The 19,381-nt window shown below is 68.8% G+C and carries 18 protein-coding genes, 1 pseudogene and 2 riboswitches; of the genes and pseudogenes, 8 read left to right on the top strand and 11 right to left on the bottom strand.

Features of this window, described 5'->3' with window-relative positions; translation table 11 throughout:
* The 4 genes and pseudogenes from ACX12L_RS19730 to ACX12L_RS19715 form a co-directional block, all read left to right on the top strand.
* Positions 1-141, top strand: a pseudogene (locus tag ACX12L_RS19730) (electron transfer flavoprotein subunit alpha/FixB family protein); the annotation flags it as partial.
* Between the two features lie 83 nt (positions 142-224).
* Positions 225-2,015, top strand: a complete 1,791-nt coding sequence (locus ACX12L_RS19725) for an acyl-CoA dehydrogenase (protein ID WP_459264137.1) — start codon at positions 225-227, stop codon at positions 2,013-2,015.
* A 78-nt stretch (positions 2,016-2,093) separates the two neighbouring features.
* Positions 2,094-3,050, top strand: coding sequence for an NAD(P)H-dependent flavin oxidoreductase (locus tag ACX12L_RS19720; protein ID WP_459264136.1), 957 nt, complete (start codon positions 2,094-2,096; stop codon positions 3,048-3,050).
* Between the two features lie 66 nt (positions 3,051-3,116).
* Positions 3,117-4,274, top strand: a complete 1,158-nt coding sequence (locus ACX12L_RS19715; protein WP_459264135.1) for an acyltransferase family protein — start codon at positions 3,117-3,119, stop codon at positions 4,272-4,274.
* Between the two features lie 51 nt (positions 4,275-4,325).
* Here ACX12L_RS19715 and rnk read toward each other — a convergent pair whose 3' ends face one another.
* Positions 4,326-4,733, bottom strand: coding sequence for a nucleoside diphosphate kinase regulator (gene rnk, locus ACX12L_RS19710; protein ID WP_459264134.1), 408 nt, complete (start codon positions 4,731-4,733; stop codon positions 4,326-4,328).
* Positions 4,734-4,992: 259 nt separating this feature from the next.
* On the opposite strand from rnk, the gene ACX12L_RS19705 reads away from it, so the two are divergent.
* Positions 4,993-6,111: a PA0069 family radical SAM protein gene (locus tag ACX12L_RS19705; protein ID WP_459264133.1), complete on the top strand. Its 1,119-nt coding sequence runs from the start codon at positions 4,993-4,995 to the stop codon at positions 6,109-6,111.
* Here ACX12L_RS19705 and ACX12L_RS19700 read toward each other — a convergent pair.
* Positions 6,108-6,995 (bottom strand): LysR family transcriptional regulator, encoded by an 888-nt coding sequence (locus ACX12L_RS19700; protein ID WP_459264132.1) that lies wholly within the window; start codon positions 6,993-6,995, stop codon positions 6,108-6,110. The genes ACX12L_RS19705 and ACX12L_RS19700 overlap by 4 nt on opposite strands.
* Before the next feature lie 73 nt (positions 6,996-7,068).
* Between ACX12L_RS19700 and ACX12L_RS19695 the strand changes: the two genes are divergently transcribed.
* Positions 7,069-7,248: a hypothetical protein gene (locus tag ACX12L_RS19695; RefSeq protein WP_459264131.1), complete on the top strand. Its 180-nt coding sequence runs from the start codon at positions 7,069-7,071 to the stop codon at positions 7,246-7,248.
* Between the two features lie 10 nt (positions 7,249-7,258).
* Here ACX12L_RS19695 and fghA read toward each other — a convergent pair whose 3' ends face one another.
* The 6 genes from fghA to gcvT form a co-directional block, all read right to left on the bottom strand.
* Positions 7,259-8,119, bottom strand: a complete 861-nt coding sequence (gene fghA, locus ACX12L_RS19690) for an S-formylglutathione hydrolase (RefSeq protein ID WP_459264130.1) — start codon at positions 8,117-8,119, stop codon at positions 7,259-7,261.
* 109 nt (positions 8,120-8,228) lie between these two features.
* Positions 8,229-9,344, bottom strand: coding sequence for an S-(hydroxymethyl)glutathione dehydrogenase/class III alcohol dehydrogenase (locus tag ACX12L_RS19685; protein WP_459264129.1), 1,116 nt, complete (start codon positions 9,342-9,344; stop codon positions 8,229-8,231).
* Between the two features lie 23 nt (positions 9,345-9,367).
* Positions 9,368-9,628: a metal/formaldehyde-sensitive transcriptional repressor gene (locus ACX12L_RS19680; RefSeq protein WP_013519177.1), complete on the bottom strand. Its 261-nt coding sequence runs from the start codon at positions 9,626-9,628 to the stop codon at positions 9,368-9,370.
* A gap of 158 nt (positions 9,629-9,786) precedes the next feature.
* Complete coding sequence (gene gcvP, locus ACX12L_RS19675; RefSeq protein ID WP_459264128.1) at positions 9,787-12,672, bottom strand: aminomethyl-transferring glycine dehydrogenase; 2,886 nt, start codon at positions 12,670-12,672, stop codon at positions 9,787-9,789.
* Between the two features lie 128 nt (positions 12,673-12,800).
* On the bottom strand, positions 12,801-13,175 hold the full coding sequence (gene gcvH / locus ACX12L_RS19670; RefSeq protein WP_459264127.1) for a glycine cleavage system protein GcvH: 375 nt from the start codon (positions 13,173-13,175) through the stop codon (positions 12,801-12,803).
* A gap of 95 nt (positions 13,176-13,270) precedes the next feature.
* Positions 13,271-14,434 (bottom strand): glycine cleavage system aminomethyltransferase GcvT, encoded by a 1,164-nt coding sequence (gene gcvT, locus ACX12L_RS19665; RefSeq protein ID WP_459264126.1) that lies wholly within the window; start codon positions 14,432-14,434, stop codon positions 13,271-13,273.
* 15 nt (positions 14,435-14,449) lie between these two features.
* Positions 14,450-14,552: riboswitch (glycine riboswitch) on the bottom strand.
* A gap of 14 nt (positions 14,553-14,566) precedes the next feature.
* Positions 14,567-14,663, bottom strand: a riboswitch (glycine riboswitch).
* Between the two features lie 71 nt (positions 14,664-14,734).
* Here gcvT and ACX12L_RS19660 point away from each other — a divergent pair.
* Complete coding sequence (locus tag ACX12L_RS19660; protein ID WP_459264125.1) at positions 14,735-15,802, top strand: MBL fold metallo-hydrolase; 1,068 nt, start codon at positions 14,735-14,737, stop codon at positions 15,800-15,802.
* Between the two features lie 18 nt (positions 15,803-15,820).
* Here ACX12L_RS19660 and ACX12L_RS19655 read toward each other — a convergent pair whose 3' ends face one another.
* The 3 genes from ACX12L_RS19655 to ACX12L_RS19645 form a co-directional block, all read right to left on the bottom strand.
* A complete protein-coding gene (locus tag ACX12L_RS19655; RefSeq protein WP_459264124.1) occupies positions 15,821-17,098 on the bottom strand; it encodes a TRAP transporter large permease in 1,278 nt (425 codons plus the stop codon).
* Positions 17,095-17,589 carry a TRAP transporter small permease gene (locus ACX12L_RS19650; protein WP_459264123.1) on the bottom strand — a complete coding sequence of 165 codons (495 nt, stop codon included), beginning with the start codon at positions 17,587-17,589 and terminating at the stop codon, positions 17,095-17,097. The genes ACX12L_RS19655 and ACX12L_RS19650 overlap by 4 nt, the downstream gene beginning before the upstream one ends.
* 76 nt (positions 17,590-17,665) lie before the next feature.
* Entirely contained in the window at positions 17,666-18,637 is a 972-nt protein-coding gene (locus ACX12L_RS19645; RefSeq protein ID WP_459264122.1) for a TRAP transporter substrate-binding protein, read from the bottom strand.
* A gap of 286 nt (positions 18,638-18,923) precedes the next feature.
* Between ACX12L_RS19645 and ACX12L_RS19640 the strand changes: the two genes are divergently transcribed.
* Positions 18,924-19,379: an Lrp/AsnC family transcriptional regulator gene (locus tag ACX12L_RS19640; RefSeq protein WP_459264121.1), complete on the top strand. Its 456-nt coding sequence runs from the start codon at positions 18,924-18,926 to the stop codon at positions 19,377-19,379.
* The last annotated feature ends 2 nt before the right edge of the window (positions 19,380-19,381 follow it).

Here is a 19,381-nt window from a genome sequence, read left to right as displayed (position 1 = left end):
CAGCACCTGGCGGGCATGAAGGACAGCAAGGTGATCGTGGCCATCAACAAGGACCCGGAGGCGCCGATCTTCGGCGTGGCCGACTACGGGCTGGAGGCCGATCTGTTCCAGGCCGTGCCGGAGCTGGTCAAGGCGCTGTAGGCCGCCATGCCGGCATGAGGGCATCGCTTGCGATGCCCTTTTTTTCACCCCGTTAGTACCGTATTCGAGTTGGAGTCGATCCCATGAGCTACACCGCCCCCGTCAAGGACATGCTGTTCGCCATCGAGCATCTGGCGCGCATCGACCAGATCGCGCAAATCCCCGGCTTCGAGGACGCCGGCCTGGAGACGGCCGCCGCCGTGCTGGAGGAGTGCGCGAAGTTCAACGAGGGCGTGGTCGCGCCGCTCAACGTGGAAGGCGACAAGAACCCCTCGTCCTGGAAGGACGGCCAGGTCACCACCACGCCGGGCTTCAAGCAGGCATTCGCCCAGTTCGCAGAGGGCGGCTGGCAGGGCCTGCAGCACCCGGCGGACTTCGGCGGCCAGGGCCTGCCCAAGACCATTGGCGCGGCCTGCGGCGAAATGCTCAACAGCGCCAACCTGAGCTTCGCGCTGTGCCCGCTGCTGACCGACGGCGCCATCGAGGCGCTGCTCACCGCGGGCAGCGACGCGCTCAAGGCCACCTATCTGGAGAAGCTGATCTCCGGCCAGTGGACCGGCACCATGAACCTCACCGAGCCCCAGGCGGGCTCGGACCTGGCCCTGGTGCGCACCCGCGCCGAGCCACAGGCGGACGGCACGTACAAGGTCTTCGGCACCAAGATCTTCATCACCTACGGCGAGCACGACATGGCCGAGAACATCGTGCACCTGGTGCTCGCGCGCGTGGCGGGCGCGCCCGAGGGCGTCAAGGGCATCAGCCTGTTCGTGGTGCCCAAGTTCATGGTCGATGCCAATGGCAGCCTGGGCGCGCGCAACGACGTGCACTGCGTGAGCATCGAGCACAAGCTCGGCATCAAGGCATCGCCCACGGCCGTGCTGCAGTTCGGCGACCATGGCGGCGCCGTCGGCTACCTGGTGGGCGAGGAGAACCGCGGCCTCGAATACATGTTCATCATGATGAACGCGGCGCGCTACGCCGTGGGCGTGCAGGGCATCGCGGTGGCCGAGCGCGCCTACCAGAAGGCCGTGCAGTACGCCAAGGACCGCGTGCAGAGCCGCCCGGTGGATGGCAGCGTCGCGGGCAGCGCGGCCATCATCCACCACCCCGACGTGCGCCGCATGCTCATGACCATGCGCGCCTATACCGAGGGCTGCCGCGGCATGGCGAGCGCGGCCGCCGCGGCCTACGACGCCGCGCACCACCACCCCGACGCGCAGGTCCGCAAGGACAACGCCGCGTTCTACGAATTCATGGTGCCGCTCGTGAAGGGCTACAGCACCGAGATGAGCCTGGAGGTCACGTCCCTGGGCGTGCAGGTGCATGGCGGCATGGGCTTCATCGAGGAAACCGGCGCCGCCCAGTACTACCGCGACGCGCGCATCCTGACCATCTACGAGGGCACGACCGCCATCCAGGCCAACGACCTCGTGGGCCGCAAGACCGCGCGCGACGGCGGCCAGATGGCCAAGGCCGTCGCCGCGCAGATCGAGAAGACGGAAGGCGAGCTGATCGCCAGCGGCACGGCCGACGCCCAGGCCGTGGCGCGGCGCCTGGGCGCGGCGCGCCAGGCGTTCCTCGATGCGGTGGACTTCATCGCCGGCGGCGCCAAGGCGCACCCCAACGACGTGTACGCGGGCAGCGTGCCCTACCTGATGCTGGCGGGCAACCTGGTGGCCGGCTGGCAGCTGGCGCGCGCGCTGCTGGTGGCGCAGGATCTGTCGTCCAAGGGACAGGACGCGGCTTTCATGCAGGCCAAGATCGCCACCGCGCGCTTCTATGCCGAGCACATCCTGGTGAAGGCGCCAGGACAGCGCGACGCCATCGTCGAGGGCGCGGCCAGCGTCGCGGCGCTGGCGCTCGAGGCGTTCTGACCTTTACTTGACTCTTGATAGCTGCCAGCGCTTGCTGCACAAGCGCTGGAGCCCTTTTTTACGATGGAGAATGCCCGCATGTCCAAGCTGCCGCCGGCCCTGCAAAAACTCTCGCTGCCCGTGATCGGCTCGCCGCTGTTCATCATCAGCAACCCCCGGCTCGTGATCGAGCAGTGCAAGGCCGGCATCGTGGGCTCCATGCCCGCGCTCAATGCGCGCCCGGCCTCGCAGCTGGGCGACTGGCTGGCCGAGATCACCGAGACGCTCGCGGCCTGGGACAAGGCGCACCCCGAGCAGCCCTCGGCGCCGTTCGCCATCAACCAGATCGTGCACAAGAGCAACGACCGGCTGGAGCACGACATGCAGGTCTGCGCCAGGTACAAGGTACCCATCGTCATCACCAGCCTGGGCGCGCGCGAGGACGTGAACCAGGCCGTGCACGGCTGGGGCGGCATCGTGCTGCACGACATCATCAACAACAAGTTCGCGCGCAAGGCCATCGAGAAGGGCGCCGACGGCCTGATCGCCGTGGCGGCCGGCGCGGGCGGCCATGCGGGCGTGAAGAGCCCGTTCGCGCTGGTGCAGGAGATCCGCACCTGGTTCGACGGCCCGCTGGCGCTGTCGGGCTCCATCGCCTCGGGCGGCGCCATCCTCGCGGCGCAGGCCATGGGAGCGGACTTCGCCTACATCGGCTCGGCCTTCATCGCCACCGACGAGGCGCGCGCCGCCGAGGCCTACAAGCAGGCCATCGTGGAATGCACCTCCGACGACATCGTCTACAGCAACCTGTTCACGGGCGTGCACGGCAACTACCTTGCGCCCTCCATCCGCGCGGCGGGGCTGGACCCGGACAACCTGCCCGAGTCCGACCCGAGCAAGATGAACTTCGGCGGCGACGCCAAGAAGGCCTGGAAGGACATCTGGGGCTGCGGGCAGGGCATCGGCAGCATCTCGGAGATCGCGTCGGCGGCCGAACTCATCGCGCGCCTGCGCCGCGAATACCAGGAGGCGCGTCAACGCCTGGCGCTGGGCTGACGTTGACTATGGAGTGCCGGGCATCGCCGGTCCCGCATCCCGAGCGCCTCGGACTCCCACCGCCCCATGACCCAGGTTCACCGCAGCGCCCTGATCGATTGCACCAAGGGGCTGGCCTGCGCCGCCATCGTCTGGCACCACCTGGCGTTCTACGGCCCCATGTCCGACGTGGCGCGCCAGGCCATGCCCGAGGTGATCGACTGGCTCGACGAATACGCGCGCATGGCCGTGCAGGTGTTCCTGGTGCTCGGCGGCTTCCTGGCCGCGGCCAGCCTGGCGCCCCGGGGGCATGCGCGTTTCGATGACCCCTGGCCCCGCAACGCGCGGCGCTTCGTGCGCCTGGTCGTGCCCTATGCCGTGGCGCTGGTGGTGGCCATCGTGGTGCAGGCGGCCGTGCGGCCCTGGTTCGACCATCCATCGGTCTCGGACGACCCCACCCTGTGGCAGCTGCTGGCCCATGCCCTGCTGCTGCACGGCGTGCTCGGCGAGGAATCGCTCTCGGCCGGCGTGTGGTACGTCGCCATCGACTTCCAGCTGTTCGCGCTGACCACCTTGCTGCTGGCCGGCGTGACCCGGCTGGCCGCGGCGCTGCGCATGCGCTGGGGCGGCCGCGCGCTGGCGCGCTGCTGGCCCTGGGCGATGAGCGGGGGGCAGGCCCTGGTGGTGGCCGGCGTGGCGGCGTCGCTGCTGCACTTCAACCTGGACGCGCAGTGGGACGTGTGGGCCGTGTACTTCTTCGGCGCCTACGGGCTCGGCATGCTGGCCTTCTGGGCCGTGCAATCGCCCCGGGCCGTGGGCGCCTGGAGCTGGGCCCTGCTGATGGCGGCCCTGGTGCTGGCGGCGCTCACGCTGGAGTGGCGGCCGCGCATCGCCCTGGCCGGCGCCACGGCACTGGCGCTGGTGGTCGCCCTGCGCACGCCCGCCCTGGCGCGCTGGACGGGCTGGGGGCCGCTCAACCGGCTGGGGCGGATCTCGTACTCGGTCTTCCTCGTGCACTTCCCGGTGTGCCTGCTCGTCAATGCCGTGGAAAGCCATTTCTGGCCGCAGTCCGTTGCCGCGGCCGAGGCGGGCATGGTGCTGGCGTTCGCCCTGTCCATTGCCGCGGGCCATCTGCTGTACGAGCGCGTGGAGCGCCATGTGCCCACCTGGCAGGCGGCGCTGCGCTGGCAGGCAGGGCTCGTGGGCACGGGCCTGCTGACGGCCCTGCTGGCCGGCCTCAAGTAAAAAAAAAGCAGCCCGCGCGGGCTGCCTGGGCGGCCGAGGGATGAAAAGGGCTCAGCGGTGCAGCTCGCCCGCGTTCTCGGGCTGGAATTCGATACCGTCCACGCGCACCGTGACCTGCCCCGTGGGGCTGGGCATCTGGAATTCGTCGCCTACGGCGAGGCCCAGCAGCGCGATGCCCACCGGGGCGAAGATCGACACCTTGTCGCCGGAGCCGTCCATCTCCTTGGGGTAGACCAGCGTCAGCGTATTGGTCTTGCCGGACTCCAGCATGGTGAAGCGCACGGTGGAGTTCATGGTCACCACGTTGGGCGGCATGTCCTTGGGGTCTAACACGTCGGCGCGGTCAAGCTCCGCCTCCAGCGCGTCGCGGCCGGGAAACGGCGCCGTCTGCTTCTCCAGCAGGGCTTCTATGCGCTCCATGTCCAGGGACGACAGGATGATGTGGGGTTTGCGCTGCATGGTATGACTCCCAGGTAAGTGGCCGCCGGCGGTTCGGCGCTGCTCAAACGGACAAAAGCCCGGGCAACGGGGTTGTCCGGGCCAAGGCATGTTTCTGGAGCACCATCTTGGTGCGATGCAGCATTGTGCGGCGCGGGCCGGGCTTTGCCAAGTGATCTCGCACGCGCCCGGTGTGAATTACGCGGCATTTGCCAGATGGGCGGAAATCGCTTAGAGCCTGTTCTTGCAAAGATAACTGTATGTTTGTACAGTTATCGGCATGCATGAAGACGGCATCCCTACGCTTCCCCTGCAGGCCATCAAGGGGCGCGGCGCGGCAAGCCGCATGGCGCACCGGTTCGCCCGCGACGCGCGCGATGCCTTCGACGATGGCTGGGGCGAACAGGCCGACGGCGCCGGGCCCGCGGCCGCGCCGCGCACCCAGGTGATCTGGGAGGACGCGCGCAGCGCCCTGTGCTCCAACGACTCGCCCGACATCTTCTTCGAGCAGTCCGTGAACCCCTACCGCGGCTGCGAGCATGGCTGCGTGTACTGCTACGCGCGGCCCACGCACGGCTATCTCGGCCTCTCGCCGGGCCTGGACTTCGAGACCCGCATCATCGCCAAGCGCAACATCGCCGCGCTGCTGCGCGCCGAGCTGGCGCGCGCGGGCCACCGGCCGTCCGTCGTCAACATCGGCTCGGCCACCGACTGCTACCAGCCCGTGGAGCGCGAACTGCTTCTGACGCGCGCGGTGATCGAGGTGATGCGCGATGCGCGCCACCCGTTCGCGCTGGTCACCAAGAGCAGCGGCGTGGAGCGCGACCTGGACCTGCTGGCCCCGCTGGCGCGCGAGCGGCTCGCCATGGCCTGCGTGACCATCACCACGCTGGACCCGGCCCTGGCGCGCGTGCTGGAGCCGCGCGCCGCCGCGCCGCACCGGCGGCTGCGCACCATACGGGCCCTGGCCGAAGCTGGCGTGCCCGTGGGCGTGAGCGTGGCGCCGCAGATCCCGTTCATCACCGAGGACATGGAGCAGGTGCTGGCCGCCGCGCGCGACGCGGGTGCCACCTCGGCCTTCTACACCGTGATCCGCCTGCCGTGGGAGCTCAACCCGCTGATGCGCGAATGGCTGCAACTGCACTACCCGCAGCGCGCCGGGCGCGTGCTGGCGCGCATCCAGGACCTGCACGGCATCGCCGAGGCCGACCGGCGCGCCGGCAAGGCCTACGACAGCCGCCGCGGCACCCGCATGAAGGGCACGGGCCTGTGGGCCGACCTGCTGCGCCAGCGCTTCGAGAAGGCCTGTGCGCGCCTGGGCCTGAACCGCCAGCGCACCGTGCTGGACCTGTCGCAGTACCGCCCGGCGCTGGCGCGGGGCCAGGGCGTGCTGTTCTAGCCGGCGAAGTCGGCCAGCACCTGCAGCACGCTGGATACGGCCCGGCCGGGTTCCGGCGAATACCGGTGCGCCACGGCCATGGGCCGCATCAGCGGGGGGTGCAGATGGCGTATCTGCACGTCTGGCGAGTGCTGCTCGTCCCTGACCTCCTCCAGCGGCAGGATGGCGGCGCTCTGGCTGGCCGCGGCCAGGCTCTTGAGCGCGCCGGGGTAGCTCAGGGCCAGATAGGGGCGCGGATTGAACCCGGCCTGGCCGAACCACGCGGCGATGAGGCCGTGCATCTGTGTCGCGGGGGCGAAGGACGCCCAGCGGCGGCCCGCAAGCCATTCGGGCGTCACCCGTTCCGGCGCGCCCCAGGACGCGGGGAGGAGCGCCACCATCAAGTCGTTGCGCCAGGGCGTCAGGCGGATTCCCGCGACCGCCGGCTGGGGGCTGGCGACGATGCCGATGTCGAGCGTGCCGGCCTTCAGGCGCAGCATGGCGTCGGCCGATCCCACGGCCTCCAGCCTGACCTCCACCCCCGGGCTTTGCCGGCTCAGCGCTTCGAGCATCATGGGCAGCAGCCGGGTGCTGACGCCGGCCGAGACGCCCACCTTCACGAGGCCATCGAGCCCCGTGGCGCGGCGCCGGACCAGCTCGACCAGGTCGTCGCTGGCCGCCAGCAGCTTGCGCCCTTCCTCCACCAGCGCCTTGCCGGCCTGCGTCAGTTCGGCCTGCCGCCTGCCGCGCACGACGAGGCCGGCCTGCAGGCGCGACTCCAGCTCCTTGATGTGCAGGCTGACGGTGGGCGGCGCGAGGTGCAGCGCCTGCGCGGCGGCGGCGAAGGTGCCCAGGTCCGCGATGGCGATCAGCGTCTGCAACTGGTCGAGGTTGAGGTTACGCATCAGGATTCATGAATCTTTGGTTCATTCAATTCAACTTTACAGATGGTACGGCAGGCGTGAGCATCGCCCTGCCATGCCTGATGAAACCAAGCCCACGACGACACAGGACGGCCCGCCGCAGGGCGCGCCCGCAGCAACGCACCCGCGGGAGGGCGGCCGGATCCGGCAGTGGCTGGAGAGAGTGGGCCTGGCCCTGGAGCGGGCCGAGAAGCGCATCATGGACGGCTTCAGGGTGCCGCCCCACGGTGGATGAAGATGAAGCGCTACGCCGCCAGCTGCCGGGCGTGGTGGCGCAGGTGGTCGTCCACGAAGCTCTGGATGAAGTAGTAGCCGTGGTCGTAGCCCGCGTGGCGGCGCAGCGTGAGCGGCTGGCCCACGGACGCGCAGGCGGCCTCGAACAGATGCGGGTGCAGCTGCTCGGCGAGAAATTTGTCGGCCAGGCCCTGGTCGATGAGGATGCCCGCGGGGTAGGGCGCGGCGGCCTGGCTGTGCATGAGCGCGGTGGCGTCGTGCGCGGCCCAGGCCGCGCGGTCGGCGCCCAGGTAGCCGCCGAAGGCCTTCTCGCCCCAGGGGCAGCGCGTGGGCGCGCAGATGGGGGCGAAGGCCGACAGGCTCCCGAACCGGCCCGGGTGGCGCAGCGCCAGTGTGAGCGCGCCGTGGCCGCCCATGCTGTGGCCGAAGATGCCCAGCCGCGCGGCGTCCACGGGTAGCGTGGCGGCAGCGAGCGGCAGCAGCTCCTGCATCAGCCAGCTCTCCATGCGCCAGTGCGCGGCCCAGGGGGCCTGCGTGGCGTCCAGGTAGAAGCCCGCGCCCACGCCGAAGTCCCAGGCGTCGGCCTCGCCCGCCACGCCCGCGCCGCGCGGGCTGGTGTCGGGCGCGATCAGCGCCAGGCCCAGCCCGGCCGCCAGGCGCTGGGCGCCGGCCTTGGCCATGAAGGTTTCCTCGGTGCAGGTCAGGCCCGCCAGGTAGAGCAGGGCGGGCACGGCGTCGCCCGCCAGGGCCCGGGGCGGCAGGTAGACGGAGAACTGCATGGGCAGGCCGATCTCGCGCGACGCGTGGCGGTAGAAGCGCTGCTCGCCGCCGAAGCAGGCGTGGCTCGACAGCAGTTCGATGGCGGTGGACATGGGGTTCAAGCTCCTGTTTCGATAGTTGCCGGCGCTTGATGGCAAAAGGTTCCAGGCAGGAAAGTGCCTGAAACCATTGACTGGCAAGCGCCGGGCACTCCTGTTTTCGTCAGTCCGCGTAGTGGACCACCGAGCGGATGGACTTGCCCTCGTGCATCAGGTCGAAGGCCTGGTTGATGTCCGTGAGGCCCATGGTGTGCGTCACGAAGGGCTTGAGCTGGATCTTGCCGGCCATGGCGTCCTCGACCATGCCGGGCAGCTCGCTGCGGCCCTTGACGCCGCCGAAGGCCGTGCCCAGCCACCTGCGGCCGGTGACGAGCTGGAACGGGCGGGTGCTGATCTCCTGGCCCGCGCCGGCCACGCCGATGATGACGCTCTGGCCCCAGCCGCGGTGCGCGCATTCGAGCGCGGCGCGCATCACGTTGACGTTGCCGATGCACTCGAAGGAATGGTCCACGCCCCAGCCCGTCATCTCCACAATCACCTGCTGGATGGGCTTGTCGAAGTCCTTGGGGTTCACGCAGTCGGTCGCGCCGAAAGTGCGCGCCAGGTCGAACTTGCCCGGGTTGGTGTCGACGGCGATGATGCGCCCGGCCTTGGCCAGCTTCGCGCCCTGGATCACCGCGAGGCCTATGCCGCCCAGGCCGAACACGGCCACGGTGTCGCCCTCCTGCACCTTGGCGGTGTTCTTCACCGCGCCCAGGCCCGTGGTCACGCCGCAGCCCAGCAGGCACACCTGCTCGGGGTTGGCGTCGGGGCTCACCTTGGCCAGCGACACCTCGGCCACCACCGTGTATTCGCTGAACGTGGAGCAGCCCATGTAGTGGTAGACGGGCTGGCCGTTGTACGAGAAGCGCGTGGTGCCGTCGGGCATCACGCCCTTGCCCTGGGTGGCGCGCACGGCCACGCACAGGTTGGTCTTGCCGCTCTTGCAGAACAGGCATTCGCCGCATTCGGCGGTGTACAGCGGGATCACGTGGTCGCCGGGCTTCACGCTGGTCACGCCTTCGCCGCACTCGACGACGATGCCGGCGCCCTCGTGGCCCAGCACGGCGGGGAAGATGCCCTCGGGGTCGTCGCCGCTCAGCGTGAAGGCGTCGGTGTGGCACACGCCCGTGTGGGTGATCCGGATGAGCACCTCGCCCTTCTTCGGCGGGGCGACGTCGATCTCGACGATCGTGAGGGGTTCTCCGGCTTTGAAGGCAACGGCGGCGCGGGATTTCATGGCAGGATTCCTTTGGGAACGGGTTACTTCAGGTACGAGCGCAGCAGGGCCCGCATCTCCTCGACGGCCTGGGGCGAGGGCTGCTGCGCCAGTGTCTCGCGCACGTGGCTGTCGAGCAGGTCGGCCATCAGCCCGTGCACGGCGCCGCGCATGGCGGCCAGCTGCTGCAGGATGGGCGCGCAGTCGCTGCCCGCCTCCACGGCGCGCTCCAGCGCCTCGGCCTGGCCGCGGATGCGGCGCAGGCGGGTGATGGCGCGCTGCTTGTCTTCGGCGGTGTGGGGCATGCGGGAGGCGGTTCTTTGTACTGGGGGCTAGTATAAAAGCATAGCGCTTGATGTGCCTGCGCAGAAGCATGTAAAAAATCGACTACTAGGGGGTAGTATGTGGCGCGCCCGAAAAAAAGGCCCGTTTCCGGGCCTTCGCTGTGGGGTGCGCGCGGCGCTCAGGCCGGCTCGCCCACGGGCACGCAGCTGCAGAACAGGTTGCGGTCGCCGTACACGTTGTCCACGCGGCCCACGGGGGCCCAGTACTTGCCCTGGCGCAGGCTGGCCACGGGGTAGGCGGCGGCCTCGCGCGCGTAGGGGTGGGGCCAGTCGGCCTTGAGCAGGCTCTCGGCCGTGTGCGGGGCGTTCTTGAGCGGGTTGTCGTCCTGCGGCCAGGTGCCGTTCTCGACGTGGCGGATCTCCTCGCGGATGGCGATCATCGCGTCGATGAAGCGGTCGATCTCGGCCAGGGTCTCGCTCTCGGTGGGCTCGACCATGAGCGTGTTGGCCACGGGGAAGGACAGCGTGGGCGCGTGGAAGCCGTAGTCGATCAGGCGCTTGGCCACGTCCTCGGCCATCACGCCGCTGGTTTCCTTGAGCTGGCGCAGGTCCAGGATGCACTCGTGCGCCACGTGGCCGTTGGCCGACGCGTACAGCGTGGGGTAGTGGTCCTTCAGGCGCGCGCTGATGTAGTTGGCGGAGAGGATCGCGGCCTCGGTCGCGGCCGTCAGGCCCTCGGCGCCCATCATGCGGATGTACATCCAGCTGATGGGCAGCACGGCCGCGTTGCCCAGCGGCGCGGCGCTGACGGCGCCGGTGCCGCCCGCGAGGCCCGCGGTGGCGTGGCCGGGCAGGTAGGGCACGAGGTCTTCCACCACGCACACCGGGCCCACGCCGGGGCCGCCGCCGCCGTGCGGGATGCAGAAGGTCTTGTGCAGGTTCAGGTGGCTCACGTCGCCGCCGAACTCGCCGGGCGCGGCCACGCCGACCAGGGCGTTCATGTTGGCGCCGTCCACGTACACGCGGCCGCCGTGCTGGTGCACGATCTGGCACAGCTCCTTGACCTGCGTCTCGAACACGCCGTGCGTGCTGGGGTAGGTGATCATCACGCAGGCCAGGTCCTGGCTGTGCTGCTCGCACCTGGCGCGCAGGTCCGCCATGTCCACGTTGCCGTTCTCGTCGCACTTGGTCACGACCACCTGCATGCCCACCATCTGCGCGCTGGCGGGGTTGGTGCCGTGGGCGCTCGACGGGATCAGGCAGACGTTGCGGTGCGCGTGGCCCTGGGCCTCGTGGTAGGCCTTGATGGCCAGCAGGCCCGCGTATTCGCCCTGGCTGCCCGCGTTGGGCTGCAGGCTCACGCCGGCGTAGCCGGTGGCCTGGCACAGCCAGCGCCGCAGCAGGGCGTCGAGCTCGGCGTAGCCCGCGAGCTGGTCGGCCGGGGCGAAGGGGTGCACGTTGGCGAACTCGGGCCAGGTGATGGGGATCATCTCGCTGGTGGCGTTGAGCTTCATGGTGCAACTGCCCAGCGGGATCATGGTGCGGTCCAGCGCGAGGTCCTTGTCGGACAGCTGGCGGATGTAGCGCAGCATGCCGGTCTCGCTGTGGTGCGTGTTGAACACCGGGTGCGTGAGGAAGGCGCTGGTGCGCTGCAGGCCCTCGGGGATGAGCGACGGCGCGCCGTCGTCCATGGACTCGATGGCCGGGAGCTGCTGGCCGTCATTGGCGAAGATCTTCCACAGCAGCTCGATGTCGGCGCGCGTGGTGGTCTCGTCCAGCGAGATGCACAGGTATTCGTTCCAGGCCTTTCGCAGGTTGGCGCCCATGGATACGGCGCAGGCTGCTATCTTGTCGGTAGCATCGCCGGTCTTCAGGCACAGGGTGTCGAAGGCCGATTCATGGTGCTGGCTGCGGTAGCCCAGCCGGGCCAGGCCGCGGCTCAGGATGGCGGTGTAGCGCGCCACGCGCCGCGCGATGCGCGCCAGGCCCTCGGGGCCGTGGTACACGGCGTACATGCTGGCGATGACGGCGGGCAGCACCTGCGCGGTGCAGATGTTGGAGGTGGCCTTCTCGCGGCGGATGTGCTGCTCGCGCGTCTGCAGCGCGAGGCGGTAGGCCGGCCGGCCGTGCGCGTCCACGCTCACGCCGACGAGGCGCCCGGGCATGGAGCGCTTGAAGTCGTCGCGGCAGGCCATGTAGCCCGCGTGCGGGCCGCCCGCGCCCATGGGCATGCCGAAGCGCTGGGTGGTGCCCACGACGATGTCGGCGCCCATCTCGCCCGGGGTCTTCAGCAGCGTGAGCGCCAGGAGGTCGGCGGCGAAGATGGCCGCGGCCCCCTTGGCGTGGATCTTCTGCACCTCGGCGCTCCAGTCGATCAGCCAGCCGCTGCTGGCCGGGTACTGGATCAGCGCGGCGAAGTGGTCTTGCGCGACCAGCGCGTCCCATTCCTCGTGCGAGCTGGCCAGCCGCACCTGCAGGCCCAGCGGCGCGGCGCGGGTCTGGATCACCTCGATGGTCTGCGGGTGGCAGTCGCCGGAGACGACGATGCAGTTGCTCTTGGCCTTGACCGAGCGGCGCGCCAGCGTCATGGCCTCGGCGGCGGCCGTGGCCTCGTCGAGCATCGAGGCGTTGGCGATCGGCATGCCCGTGAGGTCGCACACCATGGTCTGGAAGTTGACCAGCGCCTCCATGCGGCCCTGGCTGATTTCGGCCTGGTAGGGCGTGTAGGCCGTGTACCAGGCGGGGTTCTCCAGGATGTTGCGCAGGATCACGCCCGGCGTGTGCGTGCCGTAGTAGCCCTGGCCGATGAAGTTCTTGAGCAGCCGGTTCCTGCCGGCGATGGCCTTGAGCTCGGCCAGCGCGTCGGCTTCGGTGCAGGGCGCGGGGAGCTGAATGGCGGCCGCGCGGGCGATGGAACGCGGCACGATGGAATCGACCAGCGCGCGGCGCGAGGCCTCGCCGATGACGGACAGCATGTGCGCCTCGTCCTGCGCGTCGATGCCGATGTGGCGGGGCAGGAATTCGGTGGCGTTTTCGAGTGCGGACAGGGGCAGGGCGGCAGTCATGGGGCCAATCTCGGGAGTGCTATTAAAAATTAAGCTGCTGGCGCCTGTTGGTAATGGGTTTCAGGGTTTCTCGTTCCTGAAGCCCATGTCAGCAAGCGCTAGCAGCTATGGTTTTTGCGGTAGCCTGATCAGGCGCTGGCGGTAAAGGCGCCGTAGGCGGTTTCGTCCATCAGGCCGTCGAGTTCGCCGGGGTTGCCGATCTTGACCTTGAAGAACCAGCCCGCGGCCAGCGGGTCGCTGTTGGCCAGCGACGGGTCGGCGCGCAGGGCCTCGTTGACCTCCACGATCTCGCCCGAGACGGGCATGTACACGTCGGCCGCGGCCTTCACCGATTCGACCACGCCGGCCACGTCGCCCTGGGAGAAGGTGGCGCCGACCTCGGGCAGGTCGACGAACACCACGTCGCCCAGCGCGTCCTGCGCGTGCACGGTGATGCCGACCACGGCGGCGTTGGCGTCTGCGGCGTCGACCCATTCATGGTCTTTGGAGAATTTGAGGCTCATGGAAGGCTCCGGAAAAAGAAAAGGGGTTTGCGAGAAGGCCCAGGGCGCAATGTATCCGCCCCGGGGCCGGCAGGAATCAGGGGAAGTCTGCCCCGTCAGCCGCGGTGGTAGCGCGGCGGCAGGAAGGGCGTGGGCGCCACCACCATCGGCACGGGCTTGCCGCGCACGATGGCGAAAAGCGTGGTGCCTGCTTCAGCGTAGTCGGGCTGCACGTAGGCCAGCGCGATGGGCTGGTTGAGCGAGGGGCTCAGCAGTCCGCTGGTGACCTGGCCGATGTGCTGGCCGTCCAGGTTCTCCAGCGTGGCCGGCTCGCGCACGGGGATGCGCTCCTTGGCGATGAGGCCCACGCGCTTGCGCGCGAGGCTGGCCGGGTCGTCGATCTGCGCCAGCACCTTGTCCGCGCCTGGAAAGCCGCCCGCGCGCGCGCCGCCCGTGCGGCGCACCTTCTGGATGGCCCAGTTCAGCGCGGCCTCGGGCGGGGTGGTGGTGGCGTCGATGTCGTTGCCGTACAGGCACAGGCCCGCTTCCAGGCGCAGCGAATTGCGCGCGCCCAGGCCGATGGGCTTGACCTCGGGCTGCGCGAGCAGCGCGCGGGCGAACGGCTCGGCCTGCGCGCCGGGCACGGAGATCTCGAAGCCGTCCTCGCCGGTGTAGCCGCTGCGGGTGATGAACAGCGGTACGCCGTTCCAGTCGAAGCCGCCGCCGCTCATGAACACCAGCTGGCCGGCGCCGGGCACCAGCCGCTCCAGCGCCGCGGCCGCCTGCGGCCCCTGCAGCGCCAGCAGGCCCTGATCGGGCAGGGGCACCACCTGGCAGCGCTGGCCGATGCGCGCCTGGATGTGGGCGATGTCGCCCGTCTTGCACGCGCCGTTGACGATCAGGAACAGCGTGTCGTTGCCCTGGTTGAAGAACATCAGGTCGTCGATCACGCCGCCCTCGTCGTTCAGCAGCAGGCCATAGCGCTGCTTGCCCACGGGCAGGCCGATCACGTCCACGGGCATGAGCGACTCCAGCGCCGCCGCCGCATCGGGGCCGACGAGCTTGAGCTGGCCCATGTGCGACACGTCGAACAGGCCCGCCTTCTCGCGCGTGTGCAGGTGCTCGGCCATCAGGCCCGCGGGGTACTGCACGGGCATGGAATAGCCCGCGAAGGGCACCATGCGGGCGCCGAGCTCCAGGTGCAGGGCGTTGAGCGGGGTGGTGAGCAGGGCGTCGGCAGAGGCGGTCACGGTGGTTTCTCCAGGGCAAATGCGGGCCATGGCCGAAGCCACGGAATCTGCCCTGCTGTCCTCTTTACCTGAGAGATTCGCCCCGCCGCGGCGGCGGGGGTTGCTCCTTCGGTGGGCGCCGGCGGCGCCTCTCTCCAGCAAGGAAACGTCCGCATCGCTGCGGGCGTGCCGTCAGTCCTTTTGCCTGAGCGTTAAGGCTTTGCGCCTGCGCCTTCGGCGGCCCGCGCATGGCGCGCGGGCTCTCTCCTGACAGCCGCGGATTCTAACCGCAGACAGCAGCGAAAGGCGCGCTCCGTTAAGCTGCGGTTTTGGCAAAGAAGAAGGACGACGATGGAAAAGAATACCGAGGATGCAGTGGTCGACAAACACGGCCTGGTCCTTCCCTGCGGCCCGGTGCCGGAGGGGGGGAGCGCCAAGGAGATAGCCCCGGGCGTGTGGTGGATACGCATGTCCCTGCCTTTCTCGCTCGACCACATCAACCTGTGGGCCGTCCGCGACGGCGAGGGCTGGGCGCTGGTCGATACCGGCATCTGGTCCACCGAAACGGCGGCCGCGTGGCGCCAGCTTTTCGCCACGGTGCTGCCGCAGGGGGTGACGCGCGTCTTCGTCACCCACATGCATCCGGACCACATCGGCATGGCCGGCTGGCTCACGCGCAAGTTCGACTGCCGCCTGTGGATCAGCCGGCTGGAGTACCTGAGCTGCCGCGCCCTGGGCGCCGACACCGGGCGCGAGGCGCCCGAGGACGCGATCCGCTTCTACCAGCGCGCCGGCTGGGACGAGGAGGCGATAGAAACCTACCGCACCCGCTTCGGCGGCTTCGGCAAGATGATCTACGCGCTGCCCGACAGCTACCGGCGCCTGCACGACGGCGAAGACGTCACGATCGGCGGGCAGGCCTGGCGCGTGGTGGTGGGCACAGGCCATTCGCCCGAGCATGCCTGCCTGTACTGCCCCGAGCGCAAGCTGCTCATTTCCGGCGACCAGGTGCTGCCGGGCATTTCGTCCAACGTCTCCGTGTTCCCCGCGGAGCCGGACGCCAACCCGCTGGCCGACTGGCTGGATTCGCTGGACAAGCTCGAGCGCGAGGTGCCCGACGACGTGCTGGTGCTGCCGGCGCACAACCAGCCGTTTCGCGGGCTGCACCGCCGCATCGCCGCGCTCAGGGACAGCCAGCACCGCGCGCTCGACCGCCTGCGCGAGGCGCTGCGCGAGCCCCGGCGCGCCGTCGATGTCTATGGCGCGCTGTTCGCCCGCCCCGTCACCGCCGACAACATGCAGATGAGCCTGGCCACGGGCGAGAGCCTGGCCCACCTGAACTATCTGGTGGCGCGCGCCGAGGCCACGGTGACGCTGGGGGAGGACGGCTGCGCCTGGTACCGGCGAGTGCCGGGCTGAGCGGCACCCGCCCGGCCGCTACCTGGCGTACACCAGGTCGCGCAGGAACAGCGACAGCGACGGCACGTAGGTGATGACCATCAGGCACGCCAGGATCACGCAGACGAAAGGCAGCAGGTGGCCGATGATGCGGTCCAGCGAGATGCGCGCCACCGTGCAGGCCGCGAACAGGTTCACGCCGAAGGGCGGCGTGATCATGCCCAGCGCCAGGTTCACCACCATGATCAGGCCGAAGTGCACCGGGTCGATGCCGAAGTGCGCCGCCACGGGCGCCAGGATGGGGCCGAGCACGATGATGGCGGCGCTGGTCTCGATGAACATGCCGATCACGAACAGCGCCACGTTCACGCCCAGCAGGAAGTACGCCGGGGACTTGAGCACCTCCTGCAGCCAGTGGCCGATCGCGTCGGGCACGCCCGCGCGCGTGATGAGGAAGGCGAACAGCCCTGCGTTGGCGATGATGAACATGATCACCGCCGACGACAGCGCCGACTTGCGCAGCACGGCGTACAGGTCCTTGATGCCGATCTCGCGGTAGATCAGCATGCCCACGACGAGCGCGTAGAACACGGCCACGGCCGAGGCCTCGGTGGGCGTGAAGATGCCGCCGTAGATGCCGCCCAGGATGATCACCGGCATGAGCAGCGCCCAGCCCGCCTTCAGCAGCGCGCGGCCGAAGGGCATGCGGCCGTCGCCGTCGTGCTTGCCCCAGCCCTTGTACTTGCAATAGGCCCACACGAAGAGCATCAGCGCGCCGCTGATCAGGATGCCCGGGCCGAAGCCGGCGATGAACAGCTCGCCGATCGACACCTCGGCGGAGACGCCGTAGAGGATCATGGGGATCGAGGGCGGGATGATCACGCCCAGCTCGGCGCTCGTGGCCTGCAGCGCGGCGGCGTAGCTCGTGGGGTAGCCGTGCTTGATCAGCGCCGGGATCAGGATGGCGCCGATGGCGAACGTGGTGGCCACCGACGAGCCCGACACGGCGGCGAAGATCATGCAGGTGAGCACGCAGGTCATAGGCAGGCCGCCCTGCACGCCGCCCACGATGCTCTTGGCGAAGTCGACCAGGCGGCGCGATATGCCGCCCGTCTCCATCAGGTTGCCCGCCAGGATGAAGAAGGGGATGGCGGCCAGCGGAAACTTGTTGATGGCGCCGAACATCTCCTTCACGGAGATCAGCATGTTGGCGTTGGACGCCTGTATGCCCAGCACCGAGGCCAGCCCGATGGACACGGCCACGGAAATGGTGAGCGCGAAGCACAGCACCATGGTGGAGATCATCACGGCGGTCATTGCGCGGTCTCCAGTTCATGGCGCTGCGGGTCGATCAGGTTGCCCACGATGCCCAGCACGCTGAACAGCCCGCCCACGGGCAAGGCCAGGTAGGCCCAGAACATGGACACCGACTCCAGGCCCGCCATGCTCTGCACGCCGCCGCGCCGGGCATAGTCCCAGCCCCACCAGACGATGATCGCGATGAGCGCCAGGGCCGCCAGGCACACCACCCAGTCGAGCACGCGGCGCAGCCGCGGCGGGCTCCAGCGGTAGAGCACGTCCACGCTGACCATGGCGCCCTGGCGGAACGCCATGGGGATGGCCAGGAACACCATCCAGATCAGGCTGAAGCGGATCAGCACCTCGGTCCACTCGGCCGGCTCTTCGAAGACGAAGCGCATCAGGATCTGGAACATGCCGAGCGTCGCGGCCAGGGCCAGCATGGCGCAGGCGCCGGCCATGGCGATGGCGCTGCTCCAGCGTTCGCAGGAAAGGAAAAGGGATTTCATGCGTCAGGCAAAAAAAGGATCAAAAAAGCCCGCAGCGCATGATCTGCGGGCGGTAGCAGCTATCAAGACAGGAGTGCTACTTGTAGTTGCGGATCTTGTCCAGGTTGGCTTTGCCGAATTCCTTCTCGAACTGCGCATTCACCGAAGTGAGCGAGGCGACGAACTTGGACTTGTCCACGTTGTCGATCACCGTCATGCCCTTGGCACGCAGGTCGGCCACGCCCTTGGCGTCGTCCTCGTCCACGCGGGCGCGGTTGACCTTGGCGCCCTCCTTGGCGGCGTCGATGAAGGCCTGCTTGTCGGCCGCCGAGAGCTTGTCGAACGCGGCCTTGTTCATCACGAAGATGCAGGGCGAGTACACGTGGCCGGTGAGCGAGAGGTGCTTCTGCACCTGGTCGAACTTGGCCGAGATGATGACGGGCAGCGGGTTTTCCTGCCCGTCCACCGTGCCCTGCTGCAGGGCGGTGAACACCTCGGGGAAGGCCATGGGCGTGGTGATGATGCCGAAGGCCTTGTAGGCGGCGATGTGCACGGGGTTTTCCATGGTGCGCATCTTCAGGCCCTTCAAATCGGCGGGCTCCTTCACGTCGCGCTTGCTGTTGGTCATGTGGCGAAAGCCGTTCTCGGCCCAGGCCAGGGCCTTGAAGCCCTTGGCGTCGAACTTGCCGAGCAGTTCCTGGCCGATGGGGCCGTCGAGCACGGCGCGCGCGTGCGCCTTGTCGCGGAACAGGAAGGGCACGTCGAGGATCTTGGCCTCGGGCACGAAGTTGGGCACGGGGCCGGTGGAACTGAACGCCAGCTCCTGCGTGCCGAGCTGCACGGCCTCGATGGACTCGCGCTCGCCGCCCAGGGCGCCGTTGTAGAAAGTCTGGATCTTGTAGCGCCCGCCCGTGCGCTTCTCGACTTCCTTGGCGAAGGTGTCGATCGCCACGCCTTGGTGCGAGTTCTGCGCCACCGAGATGCTGATGCGCATCGTCGTCTGTGCGAACGCCGTTGCGGTGATGCCCAGTGCCAAGCCCAGGCCCAGCGCAAGTTTGGTCAGATGCATGTCGTCTCCTGTAATGTCTGCAGTTGTTGCCAATGGAAAATTATGGCAACGCAGCATAACCCGGGGCATCGGGGTTTTCGGGGAGAGCAGGGGGTTCGTTCTTGCCAAGCCCCCGCCCGGCGGTAACCGGGCGGGGCCCCGTCAGTTTCGTGCGCTCCGGTAAGAGCGCCTCGATGGGATGGAGTATGCGCGCCGCGCGCCGGATGGATTTGCTGAATTTCCCTTTATTCTGGAAATTTACAGAAAATCATTCTGTAAATTCATGATTTATTGAATAATCACTCGAATGGACCGCCTTGACAGGAAAATTCTCTCCGTGCTGCAGGCCAATGCGCGCGCCAGCCTGCAGGAAATCGGGACCGCCGTGGGCCTGAGCCCCTCGCCGTGCTGGGGCCGCATCAGGAAGATGGAGGAGGCCGGCGTGATCGAGGGCTACACCGTGCGCCTCAATCCCCAGGCGCTCGACCTGGCCGACACGGTGCTCGTGCAGGTGACGCTGGACAGCCACTCCGACAACACGCTGGAGAAATTCGGCGAGGTGCTGGCCAGCATCCCGGAGGTGGTGGAGGCGCACCTCGTCTCGGGCGACTACGACTACCTGCTGCGCGTGGTGGTCAAGGACACGCGCGACTACGAGCGCCTGCTGCGCGAGAAGCTCTACAAGATCAAGGGCATACGGCACAGCCGTTCGAGCTTCGTGCTGCGCACGCTGAAGAAGGCCGACCTGCCGCTGGGGGTGTAGCG

It is taken from the genome of Alicycliphilus sp. T452, assembly GCF_054512775.1.
This window is presented reverse-complemented; position numbering and strand designations above follow the sequence as displayed.